The following is a 13699-nucleotide window of genomic DNA, read 5'->3' as shown; positions in this document are numbered from 1 at the left end:
CGTGCCCACGCTCATCTCCCAAGTCGAACCGGCCTCCGCCGCCTTCACCACGCAGCGCAAGGAGATGCTCGCCCGCGTCGCCGAGCTGCGCGCCATCGAGCAGAAGTCGCGCGACACCGAGCAGCTGGCCCGCGAGAAGTTCAAGCAGCGCGGGCAGCTCCTCCCGCGCGAGCGCCTGGCGCTGCTGCTCGACCGGGGCTCGCCCTTCCTCGAGCTCTCCACGCTCTGCGGCTACAAGCACCACGACGACAGCGACGGCTCGCTGGCCGGTGGCAACACCATCATCGGCATTGGCTTCGTGTCCGGCGTGCGTTGCCTGGTGTTCGTGAGCAACTCCGCCGTGAAGGGCGGCACCGCGACGCCGTGGGGCGTCCAGAAGGCCCTGCGCGCGCAGGAGATCGCGCTGGAGAACCGGCTGCCCGTCGTGTCGCTCGTGGAGAGCGGCGGCGCGAACCTGCTCTACCAGCAGGAGATCTTCATCCCGGGCGGGGAGACCTTCTACAACCAGGCGAAGCTGTCCGCGGCCGGCATCCCCCAGGTCACCGTCGTCCACGGTTCGAGCACGGCGGGTGGCGCGTACATCCCGGGCCTGTCCGACCACGTCGTGATGGTGCGCGGCAAGGCGAAGGTGTTCCTCGCCGGCCCGCCGCTGCTGCTCGCGGCCACGGGCGAGGTCGCCACGGACGAGGACCTGGGTGGCGCGGAGATGCACACCACCGTCGCCGGGACCTCGGATCACCTCGCCGAGGACGACACCGACGGCATCCGCATCGCGCGGGAGATCGTCGCCTCGCTCGGTTGGAATGACGCCCTGCCGGCGTCCCAGCGCCCCGGCTTCGAGCCGCCGCGCTACGCGGCGGAGGAGCTGTGCGGTGTCGTGCCCATCGACCACCGGCGGCCCTACGACTGCCGCGAGGTGATTGCCCGGCTCGTGGATGGCTCGGACTTCTCGCCGTTCAAGGACGATTACGACGCGCTCACCGTATGTGGCTGGGCGCGCATCGAGGGCCGGGCGGTCGGCATCATCGGCAACAACGGGCCCATCACGGCGAAGGGTGCCACCAAGGCGGGGCAGTTCATCCAGCTCTGCTGCCAGGCGCGGACGCCCATCGTCTACCTGCAGAACACCACCGGCTACATGGTGGGCACCCAGTCGGAGCAGGGCGGCATCGTGAAGCACGGCGCGAAGATGTTGCAGGCCGTGGCCAACGCGACCGTGCCGCAGATGACCATTCTGCTGGGTGGCGCCTTCGGCGCGGGCAACTACGGCATGTGCGGCCGTGCGTTCCACCCGCGCTTCATCTTCGCCTGGCCCAACGCGCGCACCGCGGTGATGGGCGGCGAGCAGGCGGCGAAGGTGCTGACCATCGTCGCCACGGAGAAGGCCCGGCGCGCGGGGCTGCCGCCCGACCAGGAGTTCCTGGATGGGATGGCGAAGCCGCTCATCGAGCAGTTCGACCAGGAGTCGGATGCCTTCCATTGCAGCGCGCGGCTGTTCGACGACGGCGTCATCGACCCCCGGGACACGCGGCGGGTGCTCGGGTTCATCCTGGCCACGTGCGACGAGGCTTCGCGCCGCACGCTGTCGCCCAACTCCTTCGGCGTCGCCCGGCTGTAAGCGAGGGGAATCATGAAACGCATCCACAAGGTGCTGGTGGCGAACCGGGGTGAGATCGCCGTGCGCGTGCTGCGGACGTGCCGCAGGCTGGGCCTGCGCACGGTCGCCGTCTTCTCCGACGCGGACCGGGAAGCCCCGCACGTGCGGCTCGCCGACGAGGCGATGCACCTGGGGCCGGCGCCCGCGAGGGAGTCCTATCTCTCCATCGAGCGGGTCCTCGCGGCGGCGAAGGACTCTGGCGCGGACGCCATCCATCCCGGGTACGGCTTCCTCTCCGAGAACGAGGACTTCGCGCGCGCGTGCGCGGACGCCGGCTTCGTGTTCGTCGGGCCGCCGGCGGAAGCCATCGAGCTGATGGGGAACAAGCGGCAGGCGAAGCTGCGCATGCAGGCCGCCGACGTGCCGTGCATCCCCGGCTATGAGGCGGCCCGTCCTGGCGAGTCGCTCGAGGACGAGGCCCTGGTCCGCGAGGGCCAGCGCATCGGGTTCCCCCTCATGGTGAAGGCGGCGGCGGGCGGCGGTGGACGCGGCATGCGCCTGGTCCGCGACCCTGGCGCGCTGCTGGAGGCCATCCGCTCCGCGCGCTCGGAGGCGACGAACGCTTTTGGCAGCGGCGAGCTCATCCTGGAGCGCGCCATCGAGGGCGCCCGTCACGTGGAGGTGCAGGTCTTCGCGGACGAGCACGGGGGCGCGGTGCACCTGGGCGAGCGCGACTGCTCCGTCCAGCGGCGGCACCAGAAGGTGATTGAAGAGAGCCCGTCCCCGGCGGTCACGCCCGGGCTGCGCGAGCGCATGGGCGCCGTGGCGGTGCAGGCCATCCGCGCCATCGGGTATCGCGGCGCGGGCACCATCGAGTTCCTCCTGGCGCCGAATGGCGACTTCTTCTTCATGGAGATGAACACGCGCCTGCAGGTCGAGCACCCGGTGACGGAGCTGATCACCGGGCTCGACCTGGTGGAATGGCAGCTGCGCGTCGCCGACGGCGAGCCGCTTCCGCTGACGCAGGCGGAGATCACCTTCCGTGGGCACGCCATCGAGGCACGGCTGTGCGCGGAGGATCCGGCGAAGGGCTTCCTCCCGCAGACGGGACGACTCCTCGCGTGGGTGCCGCCGGAAGGAGAGGGCATCCGCGTGGACCACGGCGTGCGTGAGGGGCAGGACATCACGCCGTTCTACGACTCCATGCAGGCGAAGCTCATCGCCTACGGGCCGGACCGCGAGACGGCGCGCGAGCGGCTGGCCGCGGCGCTGCGCGAACTGACGGTGTTCGGCGTCACGACGAACAGCACCTTCATCCAGCACGTCCTCGGGCACGAGGCGTTCCGCTCCGGCCGTTACGACACGGGCTTCGTCGGCGCACACACGCCGCCGGAGACGCTGCAGGCGCTGGGGCGGGCCTCCACGGAGGACCAGGCCATCCTGGCCGCCGTGCTCTTCCACGACGACGCGGTGGCGCTGGCCAGGAAGGGCGGGTTCGACGCGGCGCTGACGGGCTGGAGCAGCTCCTACGCCCTGCCGGTGCCCGTGGTCCTTCATGACGGGGCAGCGGAGCTCCGCGCATCGGTCCGTCCCGTCGCGCCGGAGGCGTACGACGTCCGCATCGGTGACACGTCGGTCTCACTCTCCCTGCGCGGACTCGGTGCCGAGCGCGTGGAGGTGGAGGTGGCGGGAAGGCGCCGCGCGGTCCGCTACCGCCGCGCGGGAAGCACGTTGTGGTGCTCGCTGGACGGCATCACGCGCAGCCTGCGCGACGTCTCCTTCCGGCTGCCCTCCGAGCGCGAGCGCGCCAGCGACGGCCGCCTGCGCGCGCCCATGGATGGCCGCATCATCCGGGTGAGCACCCAGGTCGGCGCGGCCGTGAAGAAGGGCGACGTGCTGGTGGTGCTCGAAGCGATGAAGATGGAGTCGTCCCTCATCGCGCCCACGGATGGTGTCGTCACGGCGGTGAACGTCACGGTCGGGGCGCAGGTGCCGGCACGGCACGTCGTCGCGGTCGTCTCCCCTGAAGCGAAGGAGGCAGCATGAGTGAAGCACCGCTCGTCCGTTACGAGGTGTCTCGCGGCGTCGCGACCCTCACGCTCGACTCGCCCCGCAACCGCAACGCGCTGTCGCGGGCGCTGGTCACGCAGTTGCTGGAGCGGCTGCACGCCGTGGGGGCCGACCCCACGGTGCGCGCGGTCGTCCTCGCGGCCACCGGTCCCGCGTTCTGCGCCGGCGCGGACCTCTCTGAGATGGCGGATGGAGGCGCCGCGAAGGCACCGGCCGTGCTGCTCGACGTGCTGCGCACGCTCGTGACGCTGCCCCAGCCGGTCGTCGCGAAGGTCGCGGGGCAGGTGAGGGCGGGGGGCATCGGCATCGTGGGTGCGTGCGACGTGGCGGTCGTCGCGGAGTCCGTGAAGTTCGCCTTCACGGAGGCGCGCATCGGCGTCACGCCCGCGGTCATCTCCCTCACCACGCTGCCGCACCTGACCAGCCGGGCGGCCAGCCGCTACTTCCTCACCGGTGAGGCGTTCGACGCCGCCGAGGCCGCGCGCATCGGGCTCATCACGTCCGCGGTGCCGGACGCGTCGCTGGAGGGCGCCGTCGAGCAGATATTGGAGACCTTCCGGGTGTCGTCGCCTCAAGGCCTGCGCGAGACCAAGCAGTTGGTGGCCTCCGGGCTGCGCGCGCGCCTGGAGGCCGGGGGCGCGGACATGGTCGCGCTCTCCGGACGGCTGTTCGCCTCCGAAGAGGCCCAGGAGGGCATGCTCGCCTTCCTGGAGCGCCGTCCCCCGGCGTGGGCCGCACCCAAGTAGACGGAAAAAGGGAGCACATGATGTCCGCGACCCAGGAAGCGCAGTTCCCGCGCATCAGCCGTGTCTCGCTGGGAGACATCGTCCACCGGTCGGCGTTGCGCTGGCCGGAGCGGACGGCGCTCGTCGACGGGGACCTCGAGCTCTCCTATGCGGAGCTCGACCGGCGCTCGAACGCGTTCGCGCACTACCTGCTCGCGCAGGGCCTTCCCCAGGGTGCGCGCATCGCGATGCTCTGCGGCAACTCGGCGCAGATGGTCACTGCCTTCGTGGGCATCTACAAGTCGGGGCTCGTCTGGGTGCCCATCAACACAGGCCTCTCCGTGGAGGCCGTCCGGTACATCCTCGAACACGCTGAAGCCACGCACGCCGTCATCGACGCGGAGTTCCTCGCGAAGCCGGGGCTGCGGGCGATGCTCGACGCACTGGGCACCCGCATCATCGTCTGCGTGCCGGAGGGACAGGCGTCACCGGGCGGCGACACCGTCGCGTTCCTGGACACGCTGAAGGGGCAGCACGGCACCCTGCCGGAGGTGGACATCGAGAGCGGCCAGCTCGCGCAGATCATGTACACCAGCGGCACCACCGGCCAGCAGAAGGGCGTGATGCACTCGCACGCGTCGGTGCACGCGGCGCTGAGCGGCAACCTCTTCGAGCTGGAGATGCGGCCGGGCGACTCCACCCTCTGCGTGCTCCCGATGTTCCACTGCGCGCAGCACGCCATCTCGATGACGTTCCTGCTGGCCGGGGCGACCATCGTCGTGCGGCGTGCCTTCGACCCGGCCGCGATGCTCGCGACCATCGAGCGGCGGGGCATCACGTTCCTGCTGGGCCTGCCGGTGATGTACGGCGCGATGCTGGCGCACCCGGCGCGGCCGGCCACGAAGCTGTCCAGCCTGCGCATGTGCCTCTACGTGATGGCGCCCATGGCGCGCACGATGCTCGTGGAGCTCATCGAGCACTTCTGCCCGGGAGGTTTCGCGCTCGCGTCCGGGCAGACGGAGATGTACCCGGCGACGACCATGTTCAAGCCGGAGCAGCAGTTGAAGCGCTTCGGCTCGTACTGGGGCGACTCGGTCGTGACGAACGAGACGGCCATCATGGACGACGAGGGCCGGCTGCTTGGGCGCGGGGAGGTGGGGGAGATCGTCCATCGCGGACCGAACGTGATGCTCGGCTACTACAAGGACCCGGAGGCGACCGCGCGGGCGCGCGCCTTCGGCTGGCACCACACCGGCGACCTGGGCATGTTCGACGCCGACGGCCAGCTCCTCTTCGTGGACCGCAAGAAGGACATGATCAAGACGGGCGGAGAGAACGTCCCGTCCATCAAGGTCGAGGAGGTCCTCCTGCGCCACCCCGCCGTGCTCCAGGTCGCGGTGGTGGGCCTGCCGCACGCGCGTTGGGTAGAGGCGGTGACGGGCTTCGTCGTGCTCAAGCCGGGCGCGACCGCGACGGAAGGAGAGATCAACGCCCACTGCCGCCAGCACCTGGGAGGCTTCGAGGTGCCGAAGGCCATCGTCCTGCTCCCGGCCATGCCGCTGACGAGCACGGGCAAGGCGCAGAAGTTCGTGCTCCGGCAGCAGTACGCGCGGCACTACGAGGACGGGAACGGGTAGGTGAGTCCGGAGTAGGGTCCTGGGTTCCCTCCATCCCCAGGTCCCCATGGCCCTCCGGCAACTCCTTCCTGTCGTCGCGTTCGCTACGACCTCGCTCCTGGCGAGCCCGGCCCACGCGAACACCGTCTACGGCCTCTGGCAGGGCTCGGGGGGACAGAGCCCCTCCAGCCCGGGCAACCGGGTGTTCCTGCTGGACTCCCAGACGTCCAGCAACCCCGTGACGTTCACCCTGACGTCGTCGGCGGATGCGTGGCTGTACCTGCTGGATGCGAACGGCACCGTCCTCGCGCAGGACAACAACGGCGGTGGCGGCACGAACTCGCGCCTGTCCGTCACGTTGTCTCCGGGCAGCTACCAGCTGGTCGCGGCGACGGCGCTGTCGGGCCAGAGCGCGGAGTTCACCCTGGCGTCGGACTCCGGCGTGCTGCGCGCTCCCAGGGCCCTGGAGGTCCGGGCCACGAGCCGCTTCACCTGGGTCTACGACGATCACGGCACCGGCGCGACGAACGACATCGCCATCTGGCGTCCCGACCTGTCCCAGACCCCGGGCTTCTTCTCGCTGGGCGACGTGGCCATGCCGAACCGGGGACAGCCCCCCGCGACGACGTTCGTGGTTCGCGGCGAGGGCGACGTGCTGGCGCGTCCGTCCAACTACACCTGGATCTGGGACGACTCCGGCTCCGGCGGCACGCACGACGTCTCCTTCTGGGAGCCGGTCGCGCCCGCGGGCTACACCTGCCTGGGGCACGTCGCGGTGCTGGGCTACTCCAAGCCCTCCACGGACCTCATCCGCTGCGTGCGCAGCGAGTACGTGCTGCCCGCCAATCCCGCCTGGGTGTGGGACGACAGCGGCTCCGGCGCGGACGACGACATCGGCGTGTGGCAGGCGGTGGCGCGCGACCACCGCGGCCTGCCCGCGTCCACCTTCGTCTCCCGCCCCAGCCACGGCGACACGGGCGGCAACCGCTACTGGGTCCTCAACAAGAGCACCACGTCCAACGCGGAGCTGCGGGGCCTGCCCGTGGACGCGCAGACCGTGGCGGCGTTCGCGCCGCGCGTGTGGCTGCATCCGGATGAGGCCTACTTCCCGTCCTCCACGCAGTTCCACCTGGCCAACGTCCACGAGGAGAACGGGCACCTGGTGACGAACCAGGCACTGGGCTGTGATTCCTGCACGGATCCGCAGTTCCTGGACGGCCAGCGTCCCAACCAGACGCCGGTGCCCGTCTACGCGCAGGTCATCCCGCGCACCCAGGGCGGCCTGCCGACGAACGTGACGGACGTGCTGTATTGGAATTTCTATCCCTACAACAATGGCAAGCGGGTGTGCATCGGCTGGTATTCGCCCTGGGGCTGCGTGGGCGGCTACTCCACCTTCGGCAACCACGTGGGGGACTGGGAACACCTCACCGTGCGCTTCATCGACGGGCGCCCCGCGCAGGTCTACCTGAGCCAGCACGCGGACGGGCAGGGCTTCGCCTTCGGCGACAAGGCCGTGTTCCTCACCGGCTGGCACCCGGAGGTCTTCTCCGCCAATGGCTCGCACGGCCTCTACCCGGACGCTGCCCGGCACATCTACGAAACCATCTTCAACGGCGACTTCCTGGCCGACGACACCGGTGCCGGACTCGCGTGGGACACCTGGAACAACGTGGTGGTCATTCCCTGGCAGCCGGCGGGGACCTACACGGGGTCGCTCGCGTGGATGAATCTCACGGCGTACTGGGGCAACCCGGAGGCCGGCTGCGACAACCCGACCGGATACTGCGTGAACAGCGGCGGTCCCTCTCCGCTGCGGAACCGGTCCGTGTACCAGCCGGACTTCATGACCCTGGAGTAGGGCAGGGCATGCAGCGGATTCATGGGCCCATGCCTCTCATGAATTGGATTCAAGACCTGCCACGCTCGCATGCTGCCTCCATCCCCGGTTCGCAGACCGCCGGTGTGGGAGCAAGCGATGACCATCCAGATCCAGGGCAGGAGCCTCATCCATCCGCATACGAGCGTGGAGGCGGGAGCAGCGCCCCATCCCAAGGAGGCGCCTCCCCACGCTGCCGCCACTCCGGCGCCGGCGGGTGACTCCTTCGAGGTGCAGGGCGCGGTGGGCCACCCGGTGAAGGACCACTTCGGCTCGCGGGTGGACCCGCATGCGAAGGGGGCCTACTTCCGCAAGGTGGAGAGCGATCCCTCCACGCAGCACCGTGGCATCAGCGGGAAGGGCACGCTGCCGCAGGTGTCGACGGATCCCTCCCGTCAGTTCCATGGCACGGGCGCCACCGCGTGGCAGACCGGCCCGCTGGAGCGCCCCAGCGTCTACATGGGCGGCCGCGCGAACGGGAAGGAAGTGGACGCCGGGCTGACGTGGGACCGCGTCTATGACAGCCACGGCCAGCCCACGTTCACCGACGATCCCCGGGGCAGCGACATGCGCGACCCTTCGCACCGCTTCGCTCGCGCCAACGTGGGCGGACAGCCGGCCCTGGTCGACGGCAACACCCCGCCCCGGGTGGTGGCCAGGGGCGCGGCGGAGGTGGACGCGAAGCTGAAGACGCTGCGTGAGAACTTCGCCTTCCGTCCCTTCTGGCGGGACACCAACCCGGACACGCCCGCGGACAAGCACTGGCACAACCCGCCGACGCGCACGGAGCCGGGGGCGGCGGCGGAAGCGAGCAACCAGTACTTCTACCCGGGTGAGCACTTCACCATGACCCTCCAGGCCCAGGCGCCGGGCGAGGTGCGCATGGACATCCGGTTGGAGGGGAGCAAGGAGCACCAGCACTTCACCACGCGGTTCCACCAGGAGGGCTGGGGGCCGGGCAAGGAGGCCTCCTTCAAGCGCGTGAACTCGGTGGACCAGTTCCTGGTGCGCGGCGGCGAGCGCGTGGGCGCGGAGAAGTTCGGCGTGGAGCCCACCAAGACGACGGCCACGGGCGGCTCCTGGGAAGAGGTCTCCCTGCTGCGCACCAGCGGCGAGCGCCAGCCGATGACGGGCGCCCACTTCACCACCGTCAAGGGCCAGGACACCGCCGCGCACTACGCGGAGATCTTCGGCATCTCCGGCAGCACGGACCGGGGCGGCGAGCGCGTGGACATCCACCCCGGCTCCATCCATCGCTGAACCTCCAGCGAGTCCTGGCGTCAGCCCAGGAGGTCGAAGGGCTTCCACTCCAACGCGGGAGGAACTCAGTCTGGGAGAGGCGCGTGCGCGCATCCATCCAGGCGAGGCCCTCCCGCGACCGCTGAGTCACACTCCAGGTCACTGCGCAGGCGCCTCGGATGTGATAGGCATTGTCTGACCGGACCCTGCGGCCTGCGCTTGACGAGGCGCCCGCGGGTCTACCGGGGTGTCGGGCCGGCGGTACCCCTGAATCCGAGGGGGGAGTCCAGATGACAAGCCATTGGAGTGGACGGCTCGCGCGGGCCCTGGCGCTGTTGTTCCTGGGGTGGGGCATTGCGTCCTGCGGGACGAAGGAGCCGGGGCCGAAGCAAGAGGTCCTGCCGAGGCTCGACGTGCTGCACAAGGGCGCGTGGCTGCTGGGCGTGGACGCGCGGCAGCGCTTCCTGCTCTTCAGGCCCCAGACCGGCGCTGGCACGTACGCGAAGGTGCTCCCCGAGGGCGGGGACGTGCGCATCTGCGACCCGGCGGACACCTCCATCCTCGCGGAGGACGGCGGCTCGGTGCTGCTCTGGAGCGCGCCGAGCGAGGAGCGGACGCGGACGGCGTGGCTCTGGCGGCCCGGACCCTTCGCCTGCATCCCCTTCACCACGAGCTCGCAGGGCGACATCGTCCATGACCGGGCGCTGTCCTATGTGGCCTTCACTGAATCCGACGCCAGCGCCGGGACGACGTCGCTGCGCGTGATGGACGCCGCAGCCTGCACCGCGAAGGACTGTCCCTCGAGGACGCTGCTCCAGGTTCCCGGAAGCACCCTGTTGCTCCAGGCCGGAGGGACGACCGTGCTCGCGACGGACGCGACGCAGGCCTGGCTCATCGACGTGCCGTCTGGCGCGGTGGTGCCCCTGGGGACGGTGGCGGGGCCGTGCACGCTTTCCTCGGATGGCACTCGCTACAGCCTGTTCAGCGCAGCGGGACACCTCCAGGTGTTCGATACCGCCACGCGCTCCCTCCAGTGGGAGCGCTCCTGGGCGGAGGACGTGTCCCGCGAGGGCTGGGAGGTTGAGTCCGCGCTGATGACCGACGCGAAAGTCCTGGTCCTCAACGTCTATGAGCCGCCACCGCCCGACCGCATTCCGCTGGTGCACGCGACCCTCGCCTGTGATGCGACGTCGTGCCAGGTCCTCGCGGGCGGGCAGGGCGGATGTTGGTGGGGGTTGGGCCGCACGGACCTGGTGAGCTGCAGCCACCTCCTGCGGTGCGGTCCGTATGGCTGCGAGTACCAGTTCACCTACTTCGATGCCTCGATGCGGTTGCTCTCGAACACGACGACCACCGACGTCCGCAGGCCGCAACCCGCCTTCAGCGAGGACCTGGCGCATCGCGTGTCGCTCTACCAGGACGACTCGGCCGACACGTTGACCTGGGTCGGGCCCGCCGGGGTCCACACCCTGAAGGCGACGGGAGCGGTGGACATGCGGTTCATCACCTTCCTTCCGGGAGCGGAGCGCCTGGTGTTCGCCCAGACGCTGACGCGCTCCGATGGGGTGCGTGAAACCCGTCTGGCGGCCTGGGATGGAGTGTCCCTGACGGACCTGCTGCCGCTGCCGGGTGCACCCGTTCAAGGTGCCCATCCGCGTGCCGCCCCCACCGCGCTGTACTCGACCATCGAGTCGGCGGACCCCTCTTCCCTCGACATCATCCGGATCCAGCTCTAATCACAGGCTTCCTGGGAGAATCACAATGACTGCTCATTCACGAAGTGCCCTCGAGCGTCGGCCGTGGAGGCTGTTGGGGGTGTTGCTGGTAGGACTGGGGGTCGCCCACTGCCATCACGAAGAGGGAGGGGATCCACAGACGCCGCCGCCGGAGGGGAAGCCTGTGTTGGCGGCCGTGACCCTGGCTCGTGACGCCCGTCTGCTCAAGGTGGATGAGGGGCAGCACGTCCTCCTGTCCGCCCGGGCGGATGGCACCTATGCGCAGGGGCTGCCTGAAGGAGAACCCGTGCGCATCGCGGGCGCGGTGGAAGGCATCGACATCACGGCCGACGGCCAGAGCACGGTGATGTGGAGCCCGGAGGTGGATGGTGTGCGGACGGTCTGGCTGTGGCGGTTCGGCACGCCGGAGGCCATCGTCCTCAGTCAGCAGTCCCGGGGCGCGGTGCTCCACGACGCGGCCCAGACCTTCGTGGCCTTCCTGGAACGTGACGGCGCGGGAGCCTCCTCCGTCCAGGTGGCGAGGACGGCGGCCTGCGCACCGGGGAACTGCGTCCTCCAGACGCTCCTCCAGGTCCAGGACGGGACACCGGTGCTCGAGCGCGGCGGAACCGTGCTGTCCCTGGTGAAGGGCGCACGGCGCTGGTTGATCGACGTGCCCTCCGGCGCGGTCACGGACCTGGGCGAACTGCCCGGGTTCTCGGTCCTCTCACCAGGGGGGACCCGCTATGCCTGGGCGGAGGATGCGCGCGTGCGGGTGTTCGACACCGCCACGGGCGCGCAGGTCTGGGAAGACGACATTCCCCATGACGGCTACCGGGACTGGAAGACCACGCACGCCTTCATGTTGAACGAAACGCGTGTCGATGTCGGCGCCCAGGGTGTGTACACGAATTGGCCCATCGGAGCGCCCGTGCAGCACTTCCTGCATTCGTGCCAGGAACAGGGCTGCTCGGAGACCGTCAAGGCCGGCATCTACACCCCCTACACCCTCCAGGGTCAGTTCGTGATGTATTGCCGTCCGGATTTCTGCCAGGAGATCCGCTGCTCACAGCCCTCTCCCAGCTTCCTGACCGCCGATGGGGTGTATCTCTACAGCACCCAGAACCCCGAGACGCTCTACGGCCCCGTCCTCGGTCAGGGTTTCGCGGACATGGTGTGGCTCAAGGGCAGCAAGGGTCAGCTCCACCGGCTGGAGTGGCAACGCGGGGATCAGGTCTGGACGCTGAAGCTGGACGCGCCCTATCCGAGTGCGCCCATCCATTTCATTCCAGGCCGGCAGCAGGTGGTGTTCCACCAGCCGGTGTCGCGGGAGGACGGGACCCCTGAAAGCCACCTCTGGACGTGGAGCCGGTTCAGTCGAGCCGACCTGGGGACGCTGGAGGGAACGCCCGGGCCTGGAAGCCTCGTGCGCGCCAACCCGCCCACGCTCTACATGGATGTCGACACCGTGAACGCGGACGGCACCTCCGCCAGGTCCATCATTCGCGTCGCGCTCTGAGCGCTGTTCGTACGGCCGGGCCCCGACGTGGGCCCGGCCGCTTTACGTCACGGGATGCCACCGCGGTGAGCGCGTGGACTAACCGCAGTAGTCGGGCTCGTAGACGGCGAAGTCGGACTTCGTTCCGAAGACGCGCAGCGTGTGGCCACAGCTGCAATCTCCGTGTCCGACCTGCGTGGTGTAGGTGGCGTCGCTGTAGTACGTCACGAAGGAGAAGCCCTCGCAGTAGGGCAGCTCGTCCTCGCGCGTGGCCAGCTGGGGCTCCTGGCCCATGTCCTCGGCACCGCCACAGCCCGCCAGCAAGCCAACGGCCAACAATCCACCAATGAGGCTCTTGCGCATCATGAGCGTCTCCAGAAGGTCATTCGGGGTTGTGAAGCCTTCCGAGGATAGCGCGTCTCCGATGGGCGGGATGCCTGCTTCATGCTTTTGATCCGACTTGCTGGCAGGCCGTGAAGTCCAGACACACGCATTGTCCGCGTCCCGCAATGCCATGTCTCCGATTGGACGCGCCTGAGGACTGACGTCCAGGAGCCGTGTGTCTTTTCATCCTGGAGAAGTCTCCTCCGTCCCATCCGTTGTGTGCATTTCCGATCCCGGGCTCATCCCGAAGGCCAGTGGCTCCCGGGAGGCTGTTCCTCAACCTTCAGCGCGGTCCATTGAGGGAGGTGCGTGCAATGAAGGCATTCAAGGCGGTCCTGTTGGGAACGCTCGCGTCGGCGCTGCTCGTGGGGGCGGGGTGCAAGACCACGCAAGGGAGTGGCACGGAGGGTGGTACGGGCGGCTCCGGAGCGACGCAGGGGGGCACGGGCGGAGCCAACGGCACCTCCAGTGGAATGGAGGGCTCCAGTGATGACAGCGGCTCGGGTATCGGGCCGAGCAGTGGCACGGACGGCTCCAGCGCCAACGGCACCACCACGGGCGGCAGTGACGTTGGCGGCGGCACCGGTGGCTCCAGCACCGGCGGCACCGGTGGCTCCAGCACCGGCGGCTCCACCACGGGCGGCGGCGACGTTGGCGGCACCGGTGGTTCCAGCGGCTCGGGCACGGGCACGGGCACGGGCGGCAGCAGCGTTGGCGGTGGCACCGGTGGTTCGAGCACGGGCGGCTCCACCACGGGCGGCAGCGACGTTGGCGGCACCGGTGGTTCCAGCATGGGCGGCAGCGGGGTTGGCGGCACGGGCGGCTCCAGCACCGGCGGCAGCACCAGCGGAGGTAGCACGAGCGGCGGTTCGGGCACCGGTGGAACCGGGAGTGGCTCCAGCACCGGCGGCTCGGGCGGTGGCAGCTCGGGCGGTGGCAGCTCGGGCGGAAGCGGCTCGGGCGGCAGTGGTGGTGG

General features: G+C 69.8%; 9 protein-coding genes and 1 pseudogene. 9 read left to right on the top strand and 1 reads right to left on the bottom strand.

Going from position 1 to position 13699, the window contains the following annotated elements; all coding sequences use genetic code 11:
• Nucleotide 1 precedes the first annotated feature (1 nt).
• From D7W79_RS01370 to D7W79_RS01335, 8 genes are all read left to right on the top strand, one after another.
• Nucleotides 2-1618, top strand: a complete 1617-nt coding sequence (locus D7W79_RS01370) for an acyl-CoA carboxylase subunit beta (RefSeq protein ID WP_120523509.1) — start codon at nt 2-4, stop codon at nt 1616-1618.
• Between the two features lie 12 nt (nt 1619-1630).
• Nucleotides 1631-3643: an acetyl/propionyl/methylcrotonyl-CoA carboxylase subunit alpha gene (locus tag D7W79_RS01365; RefSeq protein ID WP_120523508.1), complete on the top strand. Its 2013-nt coding sequence runs from the start codon at nt 1631-1633 to the stop codon at nt 3641-3643.
• Nucleotides 3640-4413, top strand: a complete 774-nt coding sequence (locus D7W79_RS01360; protein ID WP_120523507.1) for an enoyl-CoA hydratase family protein — start codon at nt 3640-3642, stop codon at nt 4411-4413. The genes D7W79_RS01365 and D7W79_RS01360 overlap by 4 nt, the downstream gene beginning before the upstream one ends.
• Before the next feature lie 17 nt (nt 4414-4430).
• A complete protein-coding gene (locus tag D7W79_RS01355; RefSeq protein ID WP_244221543.1) occupies nt 4431-6029 on the top strand; it encodes an AMP-binding protein in 1599 nt (532 codons plus the stop codon).
• Nucleotides 6030-6075: 46 nt separating this feature from the next.
• The gene (locus D7W79_RS01350) at nt 6076-7869 is read left to right on the top strand and encodes a Vps62-related protein (protein WP_120523506.1); all 1794 of its coding nucleotides are present in this window, start codon (nt 6076-6078) and stop codon (nt 7867-7869) included.
• Between the two features lie 117 nt (nt 7870-7986).
• Nucleotides 7987-9147, top strand: coding sequence for a hypothetical protein (locus D7W79_RS01345; protein ID WP_120523505.1), 1161 nt, complete (start codon nt 7987-7989; stop codon nt 9145-9147).
• Between the two features lie 269 nt (nt 9148-9416).
• On the top strand, nt 9417-10862 hold the full coding sequence (locus tag D7W79_RS01340; RefSeq protein WP_147441759.1) for a hypothetical protein: 1446 nt from the start codon (nt 9417-9419) through the stop codon (nt 10860-10862).
• A gap of 175 nt (nt 10863-11037) precedes the next feature.
• Nucleotides 11038-12360: a hypothetical protein gene (locus tag D7W79_RS01335; RefSeq protein ID WP_147441758.1), complete on the top strand. Its 1323-nt coding sequence runs from the start codon at nt 11038-11040 to the stop codon at nt 12358-12360.
• Nucleotides 12361-12438: 78 nt separating this feature from the next.
• Here the strand turns inward: D7W79_RS01335 and D7W79_RS01330 are convergent, their stop codons facing one another.
• Entirely contained in the window at nt 12439-12705 is a 267-nt protein-coding gene (locus D7W79_RS01330; protein WP_120523502.1) for a hypothetical protein, read from the bottom strand.
• 332 nt (nt 12706-13037) lie between these two features.
• Here D7W79_RS01330 and D7W79_RS43460 point away from each other — a divergent pair.
• Nucleotides 13038-13699: pseudogene (locus D7W79_RS43460) on the top strand (PE family protein); the annotation flags it as partial.

It is taken from the genome of Corallococcus exercitus (assembly GCF_003611585.1).
GTDB lineage: Bacteria > Myxococcota > Myxococcia > Myxococcales > Myxococcaceae > Corallococcus > Corallococcus exercitus.
This window is presented reverse-complemented; position numbering and strand designations above follow the sequence as displayed.